The organism is Kineococcus sp. NPDC059986 (assembly GCF_040702905.1).
In the GTDB taxonomy this organism is placed as follows: Bacteria; Actinomycetota; Actinomycetes; order Actinomycetales; family Kineococcaceae; genus Kineococcus.
The window spans coordinates 257,394-277,208 of record NZ_JBFBND010000003.1 but is presented as its reverse complement, the minus strand read 5'-3'; the positions used below and the strand labels follow the sequence as shown (position 1 = coordinate 277,208).

The window sequence follows — 19,815 nt, the reverse complement described above, 5'->3', positions numbered from 1 at the left end:
CGGCCCCCGCGGTGGGGACCGGCGTTCCGTCGTGCGAGGGCCCGGGGCTGGACCCGGGGGCTCAGGCGGGAGCGTTGAGCCGCGCGAGGGCCGTCTGGACCAGCGTGATGAGGCTGTGCTTGGTGGCGGCCTTGGAGCGGGCGTCGGTGTAGACGAGCGGGACGTGGTCCGGCACCGCGAGGGCCTCGCGGACGGAGTCCAGGTCGTGCTGGGCGACGCCGTCGAAGCAGTTGACCGCCACGACGAAGGGGATGCCGCGGGACTCGAAGTAGTCCACGGCCGGGAAGCACTGGTCGAGACGGTCGGTGTCCACGAGGACGACGGCCCCGATGGCGCCCTTGACCAGGTCGTCCCACATGAAGAGGAAGCGGTCCTGGCCGGGGGTGCCGAACAGGTACAGCCACAGGTTGCCCGGCAGCGCGATGCGGCCGAAGTCCATGGCGACCGTCGTCGACGTCTTGCGGTCGGAGTTCTGGCCCGCGTCGTCGACGCCGACGGAGTGCTCCGTCATGGCCGCCTCCGTGCGGAGCGGTTCGATGTCCGAGATCGAGCCGATGAAGGTCGTCTTGCCGACGGCGAACCCGCCGGCGACGACGATCTTCACGACGGTGGGCGGTGCCTGCGTGTCGGTTCCCGTGGGCGCTCCGGCTCCGGCGGGGCTCACGTCAGAGCGAGGAAATGCCATTGAGAACACTCTCCAGGACGCTGATGGTGGTCGCGGGTTGGGGGGCGGAGGTCATGGTGAGGCCGTGGATGCGGACCTTCCCGGACTGGGACAGGTCGCTGACCACGACGCGGACGACTCCGACCGGCAGGTGGACGTGGGCGGACAGTTCGGCGATCGACAGGTAGGACGTCGTGGTGAGCTCGAGGATCTTGCGCCGTTCCGGCGTCATCCCGATCTCGGGAACCGCCGTGGCCTGCACGAGCGCCTCGACCGGGAGGTCGACGTTGCTCGGGCGGGTCCGGCCACCGGTCACGGTGTACGGACGGACGGTGAACTCCTCGATGTCCTGGTCGTCGTCGTCGGACCAGAGGTCCGCACTACCAGGTGCTGTCACTGGGTGTCACCACCGCGCTGCGACCGGCGTCGACGTGGGCAGGGCAGCCCGCATCTCCGACACCAGCTGCGGGGTGAGGACGGTCTCGGCGCGCTGGACCAGCATCGCCATCTCGTAGCCGATGAGGCCGACGTCGCAGCCTGCCTCGGCCGCGACGGCCAGGACCGAACCGTCGGAGATGTTGACCAGGAAGAAGAACGCGTCGTCCATCTCGATGATGGCCTGGCGCACCTCCCCGGACTTCAGCTGGTTGGCGGCACCGCGGGCCAGGCTGGAGACGCCCGAGACGATCGCGGCGAGCTGGTCGCCCGCCTCGCGGTGGAGCTTGTCGGACATCGCCATCAGCAGGCCGTCGGCGGAGACGACGACGGTGTGGGTGACGCCGGGGACGCTCTTGACGAAGTTGTCGAGGAGCCAGCTGAAGTCGGCGGCCTCGGAGCTAAGCGCGGTCACAGTGGGTTTCCTCTTCTCGGGGCGATCTGCTGGATGTCCGTGCTGTGGGTGGTGCGGCGGGTGGTGCTGTGGGTGGTGGTGCTGCGGGTGGTGCTGGCCCGGCGAGGTGTCCGGGGGTCTGGGTCAGGCCTCACCGGCGGCTCCGCTCTCGGGAGCTGCCTCGGCCTGGTTCTCCCCGGCGCGGCCGCGGGACACGCCGGCCTGGAAGCCGGACAGCATCGAGCGGACGTCCGCGGGGGCACGGCGCTGGCGGTTGGCCGCCGTGCTGCGGGCCGGGGCGGGCTTGGCCGCAGCCGCCGTCGCGCCCGCCTGGCGGCGGACGAGCGGTGCGGAGCCGGCGCCCCGGGAGGGCGTGAAGTTCTGCCCCTCGGTGAGGGCGTTGAGGGCCGTGGCCGCGAGGGCGTTGCGCTGGCGCAGCGCCTCGCCGACCGTGCGGCCCGCGGTCGGAGCCTCGGAGGCGGGGGCCTCTCCGACGGGGACCTCCAGGACGGGGACCTCGGCGACGGGCACCTCGACGACCGGAGCGGGGACGACCGGCGCCTCAGCGACCGGCGCGAGGACGACGGGCGTCTCGACGACGGGCACCTCGACGACGGGCACCTCGGCGACCGGCTCCTCGACGACCGGCGCCTCGACCACGGGGGCCTCGACGACGGGCGCGGGGACCGCGGCCTCGACCGGAACCTCGACGACCGGGGCGGGGACGATCGGCGCGGGGACGACGGGGGCCGGGGCCTCGGAGCGGGTGGCGTCGAGCGCGTCGAGCGCCGAGCCCTTGACCTCGGGCTCGGTCCGCTTGCGGGAGGTCCAGAAGGCCTCGGCCGCGGTCTTCGGCGGGGTCGCGGACTCGCGGACCTGCCGCGGCTTCTTGCCGGCCTTGGGCAGGATGTCCTGCGCCGCAGCCAGAGTGGCAGGCGACGGCTCCTTGCGCTCGCGCTTGGGCATCGCCGCGGCGCCGGCCGGGGCCGTGGCGGGCTTCCAGTCGCTCTCGGGGACCGGCAGGACGGGGATGACCGGGGCGGGAACGACAGGAGCGGGATCGACGGGGGCGGGCGCCGGGGTGGCGTCGACCTTCGCCTGCGCCTGGGCGCTGCGCTTGCGGGTCGGCAACTGCCGGCCCTCGATGGTGGCCTTGGGCGCGTTGACGCCGACCTCGGAGCTCGCCGCCGCCTCGGCCGCCGACTTCGACAGCGTCTCGGACAGCGCGTCGCCGAGGCCGCTGGCGGCCAGCGGGTTGCTGACGATGCTGTTCGGGCCCGACGGGGCCGCGGCCGGACGGGCCGCCTTCGAGCGGGTCGGCAGACCCCCGGCACCGCCCGGGAGCGCCGACGGCGCCTCCGGCAGGGCCGACACGTCGGGCAGCGCGGACACGCCGCCGGGCAGACCCGGCTGCGGCAGACCGGAGTCCAGCGCGGCGAGCTCGGGCTCGGCGCCCTTGACGCTGCCCGGGGTGAAGAGGGCGGCGGGCAGGACCAGCGTGACGGTGGTGCCGTGGCCCTCGGACGTCTCGAACTCCACCTCGACGTCCAGGCGACCGGCCAGGCGACCGACGACGTAGAACCCGAGGCGCTGGGCGCCGACGAACTCCGAGGCGCGGCCACCGGAGATGCGCTGGTGGGCGGTCTCGACCTCGTCGGCGTTCATGCCGAGGCCGGTGTCCTTGATGCTGACCTCGACGCCGCGGTCGGTCTCGGCGGTGCCGACGACGACGCGGGTGCCGGGGTCGGAGAAGTTCGTCGCGTTCTCGAGCAGCTCGGCGATCATGTGCGAGGCCGAGAGGGCGAGGTGGCCGACGACCGGCGGGTCCACCTGCAGGGCCAGGTCGACGCGGTCGTAGTGCTCGATCTCACCGGCCGCGGTGCGGACGACGTCCGACAGCGGCAGCGGGCGGCGCAGGCGGCGGCCGGTGTTGATGCCGGCCAGGACGAGCAGGGACTCGGCGTTGCGCCGCATCCGGGTCGCGAGGTGGTCGAGGGTGAAGAGGTCCTCGAGGGTGTCGGGGTTCTCCTCGGTGCGCTCGAGCTGGTCGAGGAAGGCGAGCTGGCGCGCGAGCAGGGTCTGGTCGCGGCGGGCGACGTTGACGAACATCTCGGCGATCGACGCGCGCAGGGCGGCCTGCTCACCGGCGATGCGGAAGGTCGTCTCGTTGAGGTCGTTGATGACCTTCGTGACGTCGCCGATCTCGTCGTGGCTGACGATCGACAGCGGGGTGAACTCCACGCCCGGGCCCTCACCCGGGGTCTGCATGCGCTCGACCATGCGGGGCAGCTCGTCGCGGACCTCGGTGGCCGCGGTGGCCAGGTCGCGCAGGCGGCGGCCGATGCTGCGGGCGACGCGGACGCCGAGGAGCGTGACGCCGGCGAAGACGAGCAGCGCGCCGGCGAGCAGGGCGATGGTGCCCGTGAGGTCGCTGCGGGCCGCCGCGTCGGCCTGGGTGGCGACGTCGTCGCCGATGGCCGACGTCGCGCTCTGGTAGGCGGCGATCACGTCGTCCGTGGTGCCCTCCCAGGCGCTCTGGGTGAGCGACGGGGTGGCGCTGGCCGCGAAGAGGTTGCGGTCCTGGTTGAGGAAGGCGAGCGCCGACGTCGCGTCCCCGCCGCTGAGCTGGCGGTCCAGGATCGCGCCGCCGCGGGTGCCGAGGCGGTAGCGGGCCTGCTGCTCGAAGTAGGCGCCGCGCTCGATCGAGGTGCTGCGCAGGTCTTCCAGGGCGCTGGTGGAGCGACCCTGCAGGACGAGGACGCCGGCGGTCTGCTCGACGGAGAGGGAGTCCACGCGCTTGAGGAGGTACCCGAAGGCGCCGATCTCCTGCGCCATGTCGCGGTCGGAGGCGTCTTCGGCGACGGCGACCGTGAGGTCCGTGGCGGCCGAGGAGATGCTGCTGTAGGTCGACAGCGCGGCGATGGGCGTGGTCGAGGAGTTGTCGACGGCGTTGCGGACCTGCGGCAGCGTCTGGCCGAGGGCCTTCTGCACGTTGCCGTAGACGCCGCTCGCGGTGCCGGAGGTGAGGTCGAGCCCGCTGTCGGCGATCGCCTTCGTCACCTTCGCGATGGCGGCGTCGGTCGCGGCGCGGTCCGTGGCGACCTTGGCCTTGTCCGCGTCACCGGGGGCGGCCAGGTACTCGACCGTGTCCTTGCGCTCCGTCTGCAGCGCCGTGAAGAACTCGTTGATGGTCGCCGTGGACCCCGCGTAGGCGGCGAGGTGACGACGCTCGCTGGTGGCGACGGCTTCCCGCGCGCTCGTGGCGACGACGGCGACGAGCAGCAGCACGAGGGGCACCACCAGGAGGACCGCGAGCTTGGCTCGGATGCTCAGGTTCCGCAGCATGTCAACCTTCCGTACACGTGGTGAGCGGTCGAAACTGCTCACCGTGGGTCGAGCAGACTCGTGAGTGATCGGAACGCCGGGCCGCGAGGTGTACTCCGCGGGGACGAGACCCCTCGTTCAGCTCATCGGCACGTCGGCGCGCCGCTTGACCTCTCCGGTGAAACGTGCAACTCCTCAGGGGTGGACGGAACCGTGCCGAGGGTCGCCGTGGTGGTCGTCGCCGGGGGGTCCGGGACGCGCTTCTCGGGTCCGGGAACCGGGGGGACCGGCGGCGCGCTGGCCGCCAAGCTCACCGCTCCCCTGGGGACCTCGACCGTGCTGGGCACCCTCCTGGAGGGGCTGGACGGGTGGTCCCGCGCGCTGCCGGCCCCGGCGGGGGTCGTGCTCGTCGGTCCGGGCGGGGTGCGGGAGGACCCGCCGGGCGGGGGGCCGCTCGCCGGTTTCGCCGCCGGGCTGGCCGCGCTGCCCGGCCCACCGCCGCCGGTCGTCGTGCTGCTCGGCGCGGACCAGCCGTTCGCGGCGTCCGCCGTCCCGCGGCTGGTCGCGGCCCTGCAGGCCGCTCCGGAGGTGGACGCCGTGGTGGGCGTGGGACCGGACGGTCGCCGGCAGCCGTTGCTGTCGGCCCACCGCCCCGCCGTCGTCCGTCGCGTCCTCGACGGTCTGCCCGCCGTCCACGACCAGCCGCTGCGGGAGCTGTTCCGCGGCCGCGTCGCGGAGGTGGCGGTGACGGCACGCGAGTGCCACGACGTCGACGACCCCGCGGACCTGCACCGGGCGGCGCGCCTGCTGGAGGGCTGAGGAGCGAGCGGAGGCGGGGGCGCGGGCCCGGACGTAGTGTCCGCAGGGTGCGCGCCGTGATCGTCGATCCCCCCGGTTCCCTCCGCCTCGCCGAGCTGCCCGACCCGGTCCCCGGACCCGGTGAGGTCGTCGTCCGGGTCGCGGCCGCGGGCGTCAACCGCGCGGACGTCATGCAGCGGCAGGGCAAGTACCCCTCCCCGCCCGGTGCCCCCGAGCACCCGGGCCTGGAGGTGTCGGGGTGGATCGAGGCGCTCGGGCCGGGCGTGACCGGCTGGCAGGTGGGCGAGGCCGTGTGCGCGCTGCTCGCCGGCGGGGGCTACGGCGAGAAGGTCGCGGTGCCCGTGGGGCAGGTGCTGCCGGTGCCGCAGGGCGTGGACGTCGAGGACGCCGCCGCGCTGCCCGAGGTGACCTGCACGGTGTGGAGCAACGTCTTCACCCTCGCCGGCCTGCGCCCCGGGGAACTGCTGCTGGTGCACGGCGGTTCCAGCGGCATCGGGACGATGGCCGTCCAGCTGGCCCACCAGGTCGGCGCGCGGGTGGCCGTGACGGCGGGGTCGGACGACAAGCTCGCCCGCTGCGCCGAGCTGGGCGCGGACGTGCTCGTGAACTACCGGACGCAGGACTTCGTCGAGCGCCTGCGCGCCGTCGAACCCGCCGGGGCCGACGTCGTCCTCGACGTCGTGGGCGCCCCCTACCTGTCCCGCAACCTCGACGTGCTGGCCACGGGCGGGCGGCTCGTCGTCATCGCCACCCAGGGCGGGACCCGGGCCGAGGTGGACCTCGGTCTCCTGATGCGCAAGCGGATCTCCCTGCACGGCACGACGTTGCGGGCCCGGCCCGCCGAGGAGAAGGCGGCCGTCGTCGCGAGCGTCCGGGACCACGTGTGGCCGCTCGTCGTGGACGGCGGGGTGCGGCCGGTCGTCTTCGACCGCTTCCCGCTCGCCGACGCGGCCCGGGCGCACGAGGTGCTGGAGGGGTCCTCCCACGTGGGCAAGCTCCTGCTGACCACCGGGGCGCAGGCCCCCGCGTGAGCTCGAGCTCGGCGGAGGAGTTCTGCCGGCAGTTCCCGCCGCGCGTCCTGCGCGACTACGCCCTCGTCGCCGACGGTGCCCGCGGTGCCGTGGTCGGGCCGGCGGGTGACATCGCGTGGATGTGCGCCCCGCACTGGCACGACGACGCCGTGTTCGCCGCGCTCCTCGGCGGCCGCGGCGGGTTCGCGGTGACGCCGTCGCACCCCTTCACGTGGGGCGGTTGCTACGAACCGGGCACGCTGGTGTTCCGGCACCACTGGACCTCCCGCGGCGACGGCACCATCGACTGCCGCGACGCGATGGCCATGCCCAGCGACCCCGACTGCGCCGTCCTGCTGCGGGAGGTGACGGCCGTCGAGGGTGACGCCCACGTGGACGTCGTCTTCGACCTGCGCGCGCAGTTCGGCACCCGTGCGCTGCGTTCGCTGAAGCGGGACGACGCGGGACGCTGGACGGGCCGGACGGGGGACCTGCACGTCCGGCTGTCCGGGCTGGGCGCGGCCGACGTCGACGACGGCGTCCTGCGCGCGCACCTGCGGGTGCCGGCCGGTGAGCGGCACCACCTCGTCCTGGAGGTCGGCACGCGGCTGCGCGACGCGCCCCCCGAGCCCGAGCACGCGTGGACCTCGACGGTCCACACCTGGCGCTCGGCCGTGCCGGAGGTGCGTGACAGCGTCGCCCCGGACGAGGCGGCGCACTCGATCGCCGTCATCCGCGGGCTGACGTCCGACGACGGCGGCATGGTGGCGGCCGCGACGATGTCGCTGCCCGAGCACGCCGACAAGGGCCGCAGCTACGACTACCGCTACGCCTGGATCCGCGACCAGTGCTACGCCGGCATCGCCCTGGCCGAGGCCGGCGGGGCCGACCCGTTGTTCCGGACCCTCGTCGGGTTCGTGACGCGGCGCGTGCTGGAGGACGGACCGGACCTCGTCCCCGCCTACACGGTCCTCGGCGACCCCGTGCCCGACGAACGGTCGACGGGCCTGCCGGGCTACCCGGGTGGCTGGGACATCGCCGGCAACCACGTCCGCGGGCAGTTCCAGCTCGACGCGTTCGGGGAGGTCCTGCAGCTGCTCGCCGCGGCCGCCCGCGTCGACGCGCTCGACACCGACGGGAGGCGGGCCGTGGCCGTCGCGGTCGCGGCCATCGAGAAGCGGTGGGAGGAACCCGACGCGGGGATCTGGGAGATCGAGGACGACTGGTGGGCGCACTCGCGGCTGGAGTGCGTCGCGGGGCTGAAGGACGTCGCGCGGTACTCCGCCCCCGGCGAGGCCGCGCGGTACGCGGCGCTGGCCGACACGATCCTGGCCCGGACGTCGCGGGACTGCCTGCACCCCACCGAGGGCCGCTGGCAGCGCAGTCCCGGCCAGCCCGGCGTCGACGCGGCCCTGCTGCGCCCGGCGCTGTACGGCGCGGTCCCCGTCGACGACCCGCGCTCGCGCGCCACCCTGGCCGCGGTGCGCCGCGACCTCGTCGAGGACCACCACGTCTACCGCTACTCCCCCGACTCGATGCCGCTCGGCACGACGGAGGGCGCGTTCCTGCTCTGCGGGTTCGTCGTCGCGCAGGCGCTGCACGCGGACGGCCAGGAGGTGGACGCGTTCCGGTTCTTCGAGCGCAACCGCGCGGCCTGCGGCCCGGCCGCGCTGCTGAGCGAGGAGTGGGACGTGCGGCAGCGCCAGCTGCGCGGGAACCTCCCGCAGGCCTTCGTGCACGCCGCCCTGCTCTCCACCTCCGTCCGCCTCGCCCGCTGACCCCCACCCCCTTCCCCCACCCCCTCCCACGAGGCGGAAAACACTCTTTCCGCCCTCGGAACACGTGTTCTGAGGGCGGAAAGAGTGTTTTCCGCCCGAGGGACGGGCCGCGAGGGGGAGGGACGGGTGGGGGGCGGCGGAGGGGATCCGCGCCCGCTCCCGGGGACCGGCCTGGAGCGGGCGCGGGGTCTCAGGAGGCGGTCGTGCCCGCCTTCTGCAGCGCGTCCTGGTACTCCGTGCGCATCGCGTCGCCGACGGTGTTCCGCCAGGTGGTGACGAGCGTCTTGAGCTCGGAGAACGGGCGCCGTTCCTGGATGACGTCGTTGACGCCGTCGTTCAAGGTCTTGTCCGCCGTGGCGTTCTTGCTCGAGGCGGTGTTGGAGTACAGCCCCGTCGTCGGGTTGGAGATGCCCGTGGGCACCTCCAGGGACTGGTAGGCGTGCTGGGTGTCGGCGTCCTGCGGCCGGCCCGGCACGTAGACGTTGTAGGGGCTGTCGGCCAGGTACCGGATCGGCAGGACCGTGTTCGCCGTGCCCGTCGGGGTGAGGACGGGGTTGCCGTCGGCGTCGTTCTCGTGGTCCACCCCCTCCTGCCCGAAGAGCCGGTACTTGTACTCCTCGGTGCCGAACGGGGCGGCGAGCCAGTTCAGGACGCGCAGCGCCGTCTTGATCCGCTCCGGGTCGTCCTGCTTCTTGAGCAGGGTGATGGAGAAGAACCCGCTGCCGAGGTTCCACTGGGCCAGCTCACCGGACGTCCGGGTGTAAGAGGGCATGAGGCCGAGTTCGAAGTCGGGGTTCCCGGCGTTGTCGAGCTGGTACTGCACCCAGCCCGGGTACCCGTCGGCCGCGTTGATCGCGACGGTGCCCGCGTTGAACAGCTGCTTGAACGGCTGCGCGGGGTTGAAGGAGTCGGGGTGCATGACCCCCGACTTCCACATCGCGATGAGGTCGGTGACCGTCTGGGCGTACTGGTCGGTCTCGTAGACGTGGGTGAGCTTGCCGCCCTCCTCGGCCCAGATGTTCGGTTCGGCGTTCATCCGTCCGAGCAGCTGCCGCGGCTGGTTGACGAGGCCGAAGGCCCAGCGCCGCTGCTTGGCGTCGGTGAGCGCCTTCGAGGCGTCGACGAACTCGTCGTAGCTCTTCGGCTCCGTCGACACCCCCGCCTTGGCGAAGAGGTCGGCGCGGACGAAGTGGTAGTTGCCGATGGCCCCGCGCGGGATGGGGATGCCGTAGATGCCCGAGTTGTAGACGGTCGAGAGCCAGTGCCGCGTCGGGATGTTCGCGAGGTTCGGGTACTCCTTGACGGCGTCCCCGGACAGGTGCTCGGACAGGTCCGCGAACCGCTTCTCCAGCAGCTGCGGCATGTTGGGCACGGGCGGCGGGGAACCGTTGGGCACCTGCAGGAGGTCCGGCAGCTCGTTGCCGGCGATGACGGTGGGGAACTTCTGGAGGTAGTCGGCGTTGCTGACCATCTGCAGGTCCAGGTCGACGCCGAGCCGCTCGTTGAGCCCGGCCCAGTAGCTGTTGCGGTCCGGCCCCGGCGGGACGGCGAAGTAGATGTTCGCCATCCCCGTGATCTTCTCGCCGTGACCGGGGATGTCCTCCACCGACCGCGGGCTCTCGGCCGGGAACCGTCGGAACGCGGGGTCGACGCCCTGGTCCGTCCCGGGCAGGTCCGGGGTGACGCCGGTGTACGGGACGTAGGTGGGCAGGGTGGCGGTGTTCTCGCCGCTGCCGGACCCCTGGCTGCCGCCGCTGGAGCACCCGGCGAGCCCGCCGGCGGCGGCGAAGGCGGCCAGGCCCGACGTCGCGGCGATGAGCGAACGGCGGCTGACGGGACGGTGCGGCTGGTGGTCGGGCTGGTGGTCGGGCACGGATCCTCCTCGATCCTGGTGACGGGTGGTGGGGTGGGCACCGACGACGTGCCGGTCAGCCCTTGACGGCGCCGATCATCACGCCCTTGGCGAAGTGCCGCTGCAGGAACGGGTAGACCAGGAGGATCGGCACGATGGCGATGACGAGGATCGCCATCTGCAGCGGCAGCTGGGGCGGCAGCGCCTCCCCCGAGGACACCTGGTCGCCGCCGATCGTGGTCTGGTTGACGACGTAGGTCCGCAGGACGAGCGCCATCGGCCACTTCTCGCTCGACTGGATGTAGAGGAGCGCGTTGAAGAACGCGTTCCAGTAGGCGACGGCGTAGAAGAGCCCGATGACCGCGAGCACGGCCTTCGACAGCGGGAGGACGATGCGCAGCAGGACGGTCCCTGCGCCGACCCCGTCGATCGCGGCCGACTCGAACAACTCCTTGGGCAGCTCCTGGAAGAAGGCCCGCATGACGATGACGTTGAACGCGTTGACGAGGACGGGGAGCACGAGGGACCAGTAGGAGTCGAGGAGGTGGAACTCCTTGACGACGAGGTAGCTCGGGATCAGGCCGGGGGAGAACAGGACCGCGCCGAGCACGAGCATGAGGACGGGTTTGGAACCCCACGCCCGCGGACGGGACAGCCAGTAGGCCAGACCGGCCGTCGCCGCGAGGGACAGGAGCGTCCCGACCACCGTGATGGTGACGGAGATGACGACCGCGCGGGTGACCACGCCGCCGGACAGGACGGCCTGGTAGGCGTCGAGGCTGATGCCGCCCGGCCACATGACCATGCCCCCGCCCGCGGCGTTGATCGTCCGCTGGTCCGCCAGGCTGGTCGCGATGACCGACCAGAACGGGACGAGGACGACGGCCACGGCGAACGCCAGGACGATGAACTTCAGCGCCTGGGTGACCGGGTGCGGCTTCTCCATCCACGGGGGCCGGCTGCCGTCCTTGGTGAACGTGCGGACGGTGTCGTCCCCGATGGTCGCGTTCTCGAGCGTGGTCACTTCTCGTACACCCCTCTCTCACCGAAGACGTGGGCCAGCTTGTTCGCCCCGATCACGAGCAGGACACCGACGAGACCCTTGACGAGCCCGGCCGCCGCGGACGTCCCCCAGTTCCCGCCGAGGATCCCGTTGTTGTAGACCCAGGTGTCGAGCACCTCGCTGGCCTGCAGGCCGACCGGCCCCTGCTGGAGGATGATCTGCTCGAACCCGACGGACAGGCTGCTGCCGAGGCGCAGGATGAGCAGCAGGATGATGAGCCCCTTGAGCGCGGGCAGCGTCACGTACCAGAGGCGCTGCCGGGCGCCCGCCCCGTCGACGGCGGCGGCCTCGTACTGCTCCTGGTCGATGCGGGAGATCGCGGCGAGGAACAGGATCGTGCCCCACCCCGCGTCCTTCCAGATCACCTGGCTGGTGATGAGCGCCTTGAACAGTTCCGGGGAACCGATGACCTGGAACAGCGGGAGGTCGTGCTGGAGCAGGAACGTGTTGAGCATCCCCGCGTTGCCGAGCATCTGCTGGAACAGGGCGACGACGATGACCCAGGACAGGAAGTGCGGCAGGTACAACACGGACTGCAGCGTCCGCTTGAGGCGTTCCCCGGCGAGGCTGTTGAGGACGAGGGCGAGGGCCAGCGGCACGGGGAACACGAGGACCGTCTGGATGACCGTCAGGACGACGGTGTTCCACAGCGCGTTGCGGAACTCGGGGTTCCCGTCCCAGAGGAACGAGAAGTTCTGCACCCCCACCCAGTCGGACTCGGTGAGGCCGAGGTAGGGCTGGTAGTCCTGGAAGGCGATGACGTTGCCCAGCAGGGGGACGTAGTGGAAGACGAGCAGGGCCAGCCCTCCGGGCAGTCCCAGGCACACGAGCAGCGCCTGGTCGCGCGTGAGCCGGGGACGCCGGCGGCGGACCTCCAGCCCCGTGTCCCCCGCGCGTCCCCGCGGGCCGGTGGCCGCGGACCTGGTCCCCTCGCGGGTCGGCTGCGTTCTCACTGTCGAACTCCTGCCACGTGTGGTGGATGGGTGTGCGGTACCGGCCCCGCCGTCGGGACCGGGCACGCAATGGATCTGGCAAGCGCTTTCCTCGCCGGCGGGGCTGGACCCCGGTCGACCTGGGCGGGACGGGACCGCTCAGGCGACGGCGACCGCGCCCAGGACCTCCTCCGCCCACGCGAAGGAGAGGCGGTGCGACTCGACGACGTCCCCCACGCTGGGGAAGTCGACCTCGATCGTCCAGTCGCCGTCGTAGTCGTCGGACAGGGCCGCGAGGACGGCCCGCAGGTCGAGGACACCCCGACCCGGTTCGGCCCACAGCCGACCGCTCGTGGACAGAGCGCGGTAGTCGCCCTCCGCGTCCTGCGCGGGCAGGTGGTCGGGGTGCAGGTCCTTGAGGTGGATGCCGCCGGTGCGGTCGGCGTAGCGGTGCAGCAGGGCGACCGGGTCGGCCCCGGCCCAGGCGAGGTGCCCGGTGTCGGGCCCGAACCCCAGCAGTCCGGGGCCGAGCGCGTCGAGCAATCCGGTCACCTCGGCCTCGGTCTCGAACACCCCGCCGACGTGCGAGTGGTGCAACGGCCAGATCCCCTCCGACCGCAGGACCTCGCACACCCGCCCCGCGAGCTCGACCGCCCGGTCGAAGCGGGCGCGGTCGAACCCGGCGCCGACGGCGGGCCGCTGCAGCCGCTCGGGGACGGACATCGACGAGAGCATCGTCCGGTCCAGTCCGAGGGCGGTCTGCTGGCCCGCGAACCGGCGGGCGGACTCCAGGAGCTCCGCGACGTCGACGGAGTCGTCCAGGGGGCTGTTGAACAACCCCGTCGACGGGACGAGCCCGAAACCCTCGAGCCAGTCCAGGTACTCCGCCGTGGTCGTGCCCTCGGGGACGTCGGCCTTGACGGCCGTGAACCCGATCGCGCTCAACGACCCGAAGGCGTCCTCGAACACCTCACGGGTCTTGCCGGCCTGCGACCACCACGGGATGGGGTTCGCTGCGATCCTGCGGGTCACGGGTCCTCCCGGCCGGTCGCGGGCTCCGCGTCGTCGTGGCGCCCTGGGAAGGCACACCGTGCCCGCGTCCTCAGGGAACGGTCAAGATCGATCGATCAGGACGGATCGTTCGATCCAGAGTGCGGGCCGGGCGCGCCGCCACGGGCCGCGTCCGGCAGCATCGGGCCATGGACTACGTGAAACTCGGTTCCTCCGGGCTCGAGGTCTCGCGCCTCGTGCTCGGCTGCATGAGCTACGGCGACCCCCAGCGCGGGAACCACGCCTGGACGCTGCCCGAGGAGGACAGCGTCCCCTTCCTGCACCGCGCGCTCGACGCGGGCGTCACGTTCTTCGACACCGCCAACGTCTACTCCGACGGCTCCAGCGAGGAGATCGTCGGGAAGACGCTGCTGGCGGCCGTCCCCCGCGACCAGATCGTCATCGCGACGAAGGTCCACGGCCGCATGCGGCCCGGTCCGAACGGCGCCGGCCTGTCGCGGCAGGCGATCCTCACCGAGATCGACCACTCGCTGCGCCGGCTCGGCACCGACCACGTCGACCTCTACCAGATCCACCGCTTCGACCCCACCGTCCCGCTGGAGGAGACGCTGCAGGCGCTGCACGACGTCGTCCAGGCCGGGAAGGTCCGCTACCTCGGCGCGAGCTCGATGTGGGCGTGGCAGTTCGCCAAGGCCCTGCAGCTGCAGGAGCACCACGGCTGGGCCCGGTTCGTCTCCATGCAGGACCACTACAACCTCCTCTACCGCGAGGAGGAGCGAGAGATGCTGCCGCTGTGCGCCGAGGAGGGCGTCGGCGTCATCCCGTGGAGCCCGCTGGCGCGCGGCAAGCTCACCCGCGACTGGGACACGACGACGGCCCGGTCCGAGACCGACCGGTTCGGCCAGACGCTCTACCGCGACTCCGACGCGGAGATCGTCGCCGCGGTCGCGCGCGTCGCCGAACGCCGCGGCGTCCCCCGCGCGCAGGTCGCCCTCGCGTGGGTGGCGCGCAACCCCGTCGTCACGGCGCCCATCGTCGGGGCGACCAAACCCCACCACCTCGACGACGCCGTCGCCGCGCTCGACCTCGAGCTCACGGACGAGGAGGTCGCCGAACTCCAGGCGCCGTACGAACCCCACGCGGTCGCCGGGTTCTGAGGCCCGGGCGGTCGACCCGGGTCAGACGTCGCGGCGCGTGGTCTCGCGCCGCGTCGTGCCGGACACCGGGTCGGCCGACGTCACGCTCGTCGTGCGTTGGGTGCGCGGACGGAACATGGCGAACTCCAGGACGATCCCGAGGACCCCGATGACCATGAGGATGACCCCCACGGTCTGGAGGTCGACACCGGCCAACGACACGGTGACCGCGAAGGTCAGGATCGCCCCGACCGCCAGCAGGAAGATGCTCGTTCCCAGACGCATGGGTCGACTGTGGACCCGGTGCGCCCACCCCGCGAGCCGACGGTCGCACGAACGGGTCAGCGGACGGGTGGTCGCCGGTCAGCCCTCGACGCGCAGGACCTCCTCGCCCTCCCCCGACGGCGGTTCGAACCGTGCGAGGAACCCGTCGAGCAAGGCCGCGTCGACGGGGAACGCCGCGTTCGCGTCGAACCGCGTGCTGCGGCCCGCCAGCCGGCGCAGCAGCACCTCGCGCGGCACGTCGAGGTGCACGAGGCGCCAGCGCGCTCCCGCCTGCTCCACGACGCCCTTGTACCGGTCGCGGCTGCCGCGGCTCCAGAACCCGAAGTCGACGACGACGTCCCGCCCCTGGGCCAGGAGGGCGCGCAGCTCTTCGAGCAGGACGTGCTCGGCGACGTGGCTGTACTCGTCGTAGACGTCCTCGGGGTAGTCGAGGCCGTAGCGGCCGAAGCGGGCCCACAACTCCTCGTCGATCGAGAGCCGCACGTACCCGTCCGCGACGAGCCGCGCGGCGAACGTCGTCTTGCCCGCGCCGACCATGCCGCACAGCAACACGACGACGGGCTCAGAGGCAGGGGTCACCGTCCGCAGGCCAGGACGGCCCGTGCGTGCGAGGCGTGGGTGACGAGCGTGGACACCATCCCGCTGCGCAGCACGCTCGCCGTCGCCTCGGCGCGGGCGGGCAGGTCCCCGCAGGCCATGGCCGTGACGTCCGGGGTGGCGTGCAGCTGCGCCCCCGTGACGCCGATGACCCGGTCCGCCAGCGCCTGCACCTCCCGGCCGTCGCGGCCCACGAGGACCCCCGTGACCTCGGCGACGACACCCGCGGCCGAGAGCGCCTCCTGGTCGGCCGTGCCGAGGGAGTCCAGTGCCGTCGACTCCCCCGGCCGCCAGGCCCCGACCGAGACGACGGCCTTGGTGAGCCGGTCGAGCTCGGCCAGCGCCTCGCTGATGCCGGACTGCGAGCGCAACCCCTCGGCCGTCGCCGCGTCGGGGACGGCCAGCGGCGCGTAGAAGGTCGTGGCCGAGGACCGGGTGGCGTCCGCGGCCCGCCGGACGAGGTCGACGGCGCTGCCCTCGACGTCGGGACGGGGCAGCGCGCCCGAGAGCTGGACGAAGCGGCAGCGCAGGTCGGCCGAGAGCGCTGCCGTGAGAGCGGAGATGGTCCGCCCCCACGCGAGACCGACGACGTCGTCGGGGGTGACGCTCTCCTCCAGCAACCCGGCGGTGAACCGGGCCACCGCGCGCCGCTGGGCCGGCAGCTCGAGCTCCTGCGTCCGCAGGACGTACGCGGACCGCAGACCGAACGTCCCGCGCAACCCCTCCGCGAGCTCGCCGTCGAGGGACTCGGGGACGACGACCTGGATCCGGACGAGGCCGGCCTCCTGCGCGTCGGTCAGCAGCCGCGCCACCTTGAACCGGCTGACGCCGAGCTGGCGGGCGATCTCGACCTTCGTCTCCCCCTCGACGTAGAACCGGCGGGCCGCGGCGGCGGCCAGGGCCAGTGCGCTCGCCGAGCCCTGCGCGACGCCCGACCCGGGCCGTGCTCCCCTCCTGGCCATGACCCTCCCCGGTTCGTGGTTCCGGCACCCGGACCGGGTGCTGTGCGCCCCGCGGTTGACAACGACGTCACAGCGGCGCGACGATTTGCTCGGTTGAGATTACCTTGCTCATCTGAGCGAGGCTAGAGGTCAGGGCACGGCGGTTCCGGGTCCCCCACCGAGGGGGTGACCCCGACCGCCACCCACCCGTCGACGACGACGACCGAGGGACGACCACCGAGGGAAGGACCGAGGAACATGGCCGGACTCCACCTACCGGGCGAGGGACCAGGCGTGGGACCAGGCGTGGGACCAGGCGCGGGACCGGGGACGTCCCCGACCGCCGCGCGGACGCTGCGCCGGCGCACGGCGCTGGCCCTGGCGCTGGGCGGGGGTGCCACCCTGCTGGGCGGCTGCGCCGCGGGCGCCGGCGCGAGCACCGGCAGCGGCGGGGACGACAGCATCAACGTGCTCATGGTCAACAACCCGCAGATGATCGACCTGCAGTCGCTGACCCAGGAGTTCACGAAGGCGTCCGGGATCCGGGTGAACTACACCGTGCTCCCCGAGAACGACGTCCGCGACAAGATCAGCCAGGAGTTCTCCAGCCAGGCCGGGCAGTACGACGTCGCGTCGATCTCCAACTACGAGGTCCCCTTCTACTCCAAGCTCGGCTGGCTCGAACCCCTCGACGGTCACCTCGCCACCGACACCGGCTTCGACCAGCAGGACGTCCTCGCCCCCCTGGCGACCGCGCTCACGGGCGACGACGGCAAGGTCTACGCCGAACCCTTCTACGGGGAGTCGTCGTTCCTCATGTACCGGGCGGACCTGCTCCAGGCCAAGGGCCTGACGATGCCGGACCAGCCCACGTGGGACGAGGTCGCCGAGCTCGCCGCGCAGCTGGACGGCGCCGAGCGCGGCATGCGCGGGATCGCCCTGCGCGGCCAGCCCGGCTGGGGTCAGGTCTGGGCGCCGCTGACGACGGTCGTGAACACGTTCGGCGGGACGTGGTTCGACGAGGACTGGACCGCGCGCGTCAACGCCCCCGAGTTCGTGGACGCGGTCACGTTCTACGTCGACCTCGTCCGCAAGCACGGTCCGACGGGTTCGCCCCAGGCCGGGTTCACCGAGTGCCTCAACGGGGTCACCCAGGGCCAGGTCGCGATGTGGTACGACGCGACCTCGGCCGCCGGATCGCTCGACGCGAAGACGTCCCCCGTCGCGGGCAAGATGGGGTACGCCCCCGCCCCGGTGCGCGAGACGGCGTCCTCGGGGTGGTTGTTCGCCTGGTCCTGGGCGATCCAGGCCGCCTCCGCCCGCAAGGAGGCCGCGTGGAAGTTCATCTCCTGGGCCAGCGGCAAGGACTACGAGAACCTCGTGGGTGAGCGGATCGGTTGGCCGAACGTCCCCGCGGGCAAGCGCAGCTCCACCTACGAGAACAGCGAGTACCAGGACTCGGCCGGGCCGTTCTGGAAACCGACGATCGACGCCATCAACGCCGCCAGGCCCGACGACCCCGGGGTCCAGCCACGCCCCGCGCCGGGCATCCAGTTCGTCGCCGTGCCGGAGTTCGCGAACCTCGGAACGCTCTCCTCGCAGGGCATCAGCGCCGCCATCGCCGGCAAGACCAGCGTCCGCGAGGCCCTGGACGCCGCTCAGGACCTCGCGACCACGCAGGTCACCGACCAGTACAAGAGCTGACCGAGCCGGAGGACCCCGTGAGCACGAGCACCAACCCCCCGACCACCGGGGCGACGAGCACCGGCCGGGACCGCCTGCAGGTCGGCGGCGCCCGCAGGACCGCCGACTGGGCGCGCCGCGCGCCGCTCATGCCGGCCCTGGTCTTCACGATCATCGTGACCCAGTTGCCGTTCGTCGCGACCATCGTCATCTCGTTCATGGACTGGAACGCCTACCACCCCGAGGAGCGCGGGTTCGCCGGCTTCGGCAACTACGTCCGCGTGTTCCAGGACGCGTCGCTGCGCTCCTCCGTCTGGAGCACCGTCGTCCTCACCGTGACCGTGGTCGCCGTGAGCCTGGTCCTCGGCCTGCTCATCGCGCTGCTGCTCGACCGCAAGTTCGCCGGCCGCGGTGTCGTCCGCACCATGATGATCGCGCCGTTCCTCGTCGTGCCCATCGCCGCGGCGCTGCTGTGGAAGCACGCGCTGTTCAACCCGAACTACGGCCTCTTCAACGGCGCCATCACCTGGGTGTGGCAGCTGTTCGGCAGCGACAACCCGCCGCAGCCGGACTGGCTGTCGGCCGCACCGAAGATCGCCATCGAGGCCTCCCTCATCTGGCAGTGGACGCCGTTCATGATGCTCATCCTGCTGGCGGGGTTGCAGTCCAAGCCGTCGGACGCCGAGGAGGCCGCCCGCATGGACGGCGCGGGGGCGTGGCAGATCTTCCGCTACCTCACGCTGCCGCACCTGCGCCAGTACCTCGAGCTCGGCGGCCTGCTGGGGGCCATCTACATCGTCCAGAACTTCGACGCGGTGTTCACCATCACGTCCGGCAGCCTGGGCACCGCGAACCTGCCGTACACGATCTACCAGACCTTCTTCTCCGCCCACGACTACGGCCTGGCCTCGGCCATGGGCGTCGTGGTCGTCATCGCCACCATCGCCATCTCGACGTTCGCGCTGCGCACCGTGGCGTCCATGTTCAAGCAGGAGAACCGATGAGCGCCCAGACCCTGACCCGCCCCTCGAACGTCCCCACCAGCCGCGCCGAACGGCGCGCCCGGCGGATGCAGCGCACCAACCCGCTGTGGGCGGTGCTCGCCTGGGTCGTGGGCGTCCTGTTCGTCCTGCCCGTGCTGTGGATGGTCCTGACGTCGTTCCACTCCGAGGCCGACGCCGCGACCAACCCGCCGTCGATCGCCGCCTCGCTCACCCTCGACGGGTACCGCAACTTCTTCGCCGCCGACCCGGCCGTCCCGCTGCTGAACTCGGCGTGGGCCTCGATCGTCTCCACGGTCGTCGTGCTCGTCCTGGCCATCCCGGCCGCCTACGCGCTGTCCATCCGGCCGGTCCGCAAGTGGACCGACGTCATGTTCTTCTTCCTGTCGACGAAGTTCCTGCCGATCGTGGCCGGGTTGCTGCCGCTGTTCCTCTTCGCCAACGCGACACGACTGGTCGACAACATCTGGTTCCTCATCGTCCTCTACACGGCGATGAACCTGCCCATCGCGGTGTGGATGATGCAGTCGTTCCTGGCCGAGGTGCCGGTCGACATCCTCGAGGCGGCGTCCATCGACGGTGCCGGTCTGCTGCGGACCCTGCGGACGGTCGTCGCCCCCGTGGCCATGCCCGGGATCGCCGCGACCGCCCTCATCTGCTTCATCTTCAGCTGGAACGAGCTGCTCATCGCCCGCACGCTGACGGCCACGGTGGCCGGCACCTCACCCGTGTTCCTCACGAGCTTCGTCACGAGCCAGGGCCTGTTCCTCGCCCAGCTCTGCGCGGCGGCCACCGTGATCTCGCTACCCGTGCTGGTGGCCGGGTTCGCGGCCCAGGACAAGCTCGTGCAGGGTCTGTCCATGGGTGCGGTCAAGTGATCCGCACCGACG

The 19,815-nt window shown here is 72.3% G+C and carries 18 protein-coding genes; 7 read left to right on the top strand and 11 right to left on the bottom strand.

Annotated features, from left to right (window positions below; translation table 11 throughout):
• Positions 1 to 61: 61 nt before the first annotated feature.
• The 4 genes from AB0637_RS04810 to AB0637_RS04795 all read right to left on the bottom strand — a co-directional run bounded on the left by AB0637_RS04810 (position 62) and on the right by AB0637_RS04795 (position 4,838).
• Positions 62 to 685 (bottom strand): ATP/GTP-binding protein, encoded by a 624-nt coding sequence (locus tag AB0637_RS04810; RefSeq protein ID WP_366170024.1) that lies wholly within the window; start codon positions 683 to 685, stop codon positions 62 to 64.
• A complete protein-coding gene (locus tag AB0637_RS04805) occupies positions 666 to 1,061 on the bottom strand; it encodes a DUF742 domain-containing protein (RefSeq protein WP_366170023.1) in 396 nt (131 codons plus the stop codon). Before AB0637_RS04805 ends, AB0637_RS04810 begins: the two co-directional genes overlap by 20 nt.
• 6 nt (positions 1,062 to 1,067) lie before the next feature.
• Complete coding sequence (locus AB0637_RS04800) at positions 1,068 to 1,514, bottom strand: roadblock/LC7 domain-containing protein (protein WP_366170022.1); 447 nt, start codon at positions 1,512 to 1,514, stop codon at positions 1,068 to 1,070.
• 123 nt (positions 1,515 to 1,637) lie between these two features.
• Complete coding sequence (locus AB0637_RS04795; protein ID WP_366170021.1) at positions 1,638 to 4,838, bottom strand: sensor histidine kinase; 3,201 nt, start codon at positions 4,836 to 4,838, stop codon at positions 1,638 to 1,640.
• A gap of 192 nt (positions 4,839 to 5,030) precedes the next feature.
• On the opposite strand from AB0637_RS04795, the gene AB0637_RS04790 reads away from it, so the two are divergent.
• Genes AB0637_RS04790 through AB0637_RS04780 form a run of 3 tightly spaced genes read left to right on the top strand, consistent with a single transcriptional unit; the run spans position 5,031 to position 8,424 of the window.
• Positions 5,031 to 5,636, top strand: a complete 606-nt coding sequence (locus tag AB0637_RS04790; RefSeq protein ID WP_366170020.1) for an NTP transferase domain-containing protein — start codon at positions 5,031 to 5,033, stop codon at positions 5,634 to 5,636.
• A gap of 47 nt (positions 5,637 to 5,683) precedes the next feature.
• Positions 5,684 to 6,667 (top strand): NAD(P)H-quinone oxidoreductase, encoded by a 984-nt coding sequence (locus AB0637_RS04785; RefSeq protein WP_366170019.1) that lies wholly within the window; start codon positions 5,684 to 5,686, stop codon positions 6,665 to 6,667.
• Positions 6,664 to 8,424 (top strand): glycoside hydrolase family 15 protein, encoded by a 1,761-nt coding sequence (locus tag AB0637_RS04780; protein WP_366170018.1) that lies wholly within the window; start codon positions 6,664 to 6,666, stop codon positions 8,422 to 8,424. The genes AB0637_RS04785 and AB0637_RS04780 overlap by 4 nt, the downstream gene beginning before the upstream one ends.
• A gap of 190 nt (positions 8,425 to 8,614) precedes the next feature.
• Here AB0637_RS04780 and AB0637_RS04775 read toward each other — a convergent pair whose 3' ends face one another.
• The 4 genes from AB0637_RS04775 to AB0637_RS04760 all read right to left on the bottom strand — a co-directional run bounded on the left by AB0637_RS04775 (position 8,615) and on the right by AB0637_RS04760 (position 13,303).
• Entirely contained in the window at positions 8,615 to 10,297 is a 1,683-nt protein-coding gene (locus tag AB0637_RS04775; protein WP_366170017.1) for a hypothetical protein, read from the bottom strand.
• Positions 10,298 to 10,352: 55 nt separating this feature from the next.
• A complete protein-coding gene (locus AB0637_RS04770; protein ID WP_366170016.1) occupies positions 10,353 to 11,300 on the bottom strand; it encodes a carbohydrate ABC transporter permease in 948 nt (315 codons plus the stop codon).
• On the bottom strand, positions 11,297 to 12,172 hold the full coding sequence (locus AB0637_RS04765) for an ABC transporter permease subunit (RefSeq protein ID WP_366170047.1): 876 nt from the start codon (positions 12,170 to 12,172) through the stop codon (positions 11,297 to 11,299). The genes AB0637_RS04770 and AB0637_RS04765 overlap by 4 nt, the downstream gene beginning before the upstream one ends.
• A gap of 258 nt (positions 12,173 to 12,430) precedes the next feature.
• Positions 12,431 to 13,303, bottom strand: a complete 873-nt coding sequence (locus AB0637_RS04760; RefSeq protein ID WP_366170015.1) for a sugar phosphate isomerase/epimerase — start codon at positions 13,301 to 13,303, stop codon at positions 12,431 to 12,433.
• A 167-nt stretch (positions 13,304 to 13,470) separates the two neighbouring features.
• Here AB0637_RS04760 and AB0637_RS04755 point away from each other — a divergent pair, with 167 nt between their 5' ends.
• Positions 13,471 to 14,439, top strand: a complete 969-nt coding sequence (locus tag AB0637_RS04755; RefSeq protein WP_366170014.1) for an aldo/keto reductase — start codon at positions 13,471 to 13,473, stop codon at positions 14,437 to 14,439.
• A 21-nt stretch (positions 14,440 to 14,460) separates the two neighbouring features.
• Here the strand turns inward: AB0637_RS04755 and AB0637_RS04750 are convergent, their stop codons facing one another.
• The 3 genes from AB0637_RS04750 to AB0637_RS04740 all read right to left on the bottom strand — a co-directional run bounded on the left by AB0637_RS04750 (position 14,461) and on the right by AB0637_RS04740 (position 16,262).
• Positions 14,461 to 14,703: a DUF6458 family protein gene (locus AB0637_RS04750; RefSeq protein WP_366170013.1), complete on the bottom strand. Its 243-nt coding sequence runs from the start codon at positions 14,701 to 14,703 to the stop codon at positions 14,461 to 14,463.
• Positions 14,704 to 14,781: 78 nt separating this feature from the next.
• Entirely contained in the window at positions 14,782 to 15,282 is a 501-nt protein-coding gene (locus tag AB0637_RS04745) for an ATP-binding protein (RefSeq protein WP_366170012.1), read from the bottom strand.
• Positions 15,279 to 16,262 carry a sugar-binding domain-containing protein gene (locus AB0637_RS04740; RefSeq protein ID WP_366170011.1) on the bottom strand — a complete coding sequence of 328 codons (984 nt, stop codon included), beginning with the start codon at positions 16,260 to 16,262 and terminating at the stop codon, positions 15,279 to 15,281. The genes AB0637_RS04745 and AB0637_RS04740 overlap by 4 nt, the downstream gene beginning before the upstream one ends.
• A gap of 333 nt (positions 16,263 to 16,595) precedes the next feature.
• Here AB0637_RS04740 and AB0637_RS04735 point away from each other — a divergent pair, with 333 nt between their 5' ends.
• The 3 genes from AB0637_RS04735 (at position 16,596) to AB0637_RS04725 (ending at position 19,803) form a co-directional block, all read left to right on the top strand.
• Positions 16,596 to 17,945: a sugar ABC transporter substrate-binding protein gene (locus AB0637_RS04735; RefSeq protein ID WP_366170046.1), complete on the top strand. Its 1,350-nt coding sequence runs from the start codon at positions 16,596 to 16,598 to the stop codon at positions 17,943 to 17,945.
• 128 nt (positions 17,946 to 18,073) lie between these two features.
• Entirely contained in the window at positions 18,074 to 18,928 is an 855-nt protein-coding gene (locus AB0637_RS04730; RefSeq protein ID WP_366170045.1) for a sugar ABC transporter permease, read from the top strand.
• Positions 18,925 to 19,803, top strand: coding sequence for a carbohydrate ABC transporter permease (locus AB0637_RS04725; RefSeq protein WP_366170010.1), 879 nt, complete (start codon positions 18,925 to 18,927; stop codon positions 19,801 to 19,803). Before AB0637_RS04730 ends, AB0637_RS04725 begins: the two co-directional genes overlap by 4 nt.
• Positions 19,804 to 19,815 lie beyond the last annotated feature (12 nt).

What these genes read in the sequence shown, in the direction of transcription:
- AB0637_RS04755 (WP_366170014.1), top strand. Translation starts at nt 13,471, where the DNA reads ATGGACTACGTGAAACTCGGTTCCTCCGGGCTCGAGGTCTCGCGCCTC.
- AB0637_RS04795 (WP_366170021.1), bottom strand. Translation starts at nt 4,838, where the DNA reads ATGCTGCGGAACCTGAGCATCCGAGCCAAGCTCGCGGTCCTCCTGGTG.
- AB0637_RS04740 (WP_366170011.1), bottom strand. Translation starts at nt 16,262, where the DNA reads ATGGCCAGGAGGGGAGCACGGCCCGGGTCGGGCGTCGCGCAGGGCTCG.
- AB0637_RS04750 (WP_366170013.1), bottom strand. Translation starts at nt 14,703, where the DNA reads ATGCGTCTGGGAACGAGCATCTTCCTGCTGGCGGTCGGGGCGATCCTG.
- AB0637_RS04725 (WP_366170010.1), top strand. Translation starts at nt 18,925, where the DNA reads ATGAGCGCCCAGACCCTGACCCGCCCCTCGAACGTCCCCACCAGCCGC.
- AB0637_RS04810 (WP_366170024.1), bottom strand. Translation starts at nt 685, where the DNA reads ATGGCATTTCCTCGCTCTGACGTGAGCCCCGCCGGAGCCGGAGCGCCC.
- AB0637_RS04730 (WP_366170045.1), top strand. Translation starts at nt 18,074, where the DNA reads ATGCCGGCCCTGGTCTTCACGATCATCGTGACCCAGTTGCCGTTCGTC.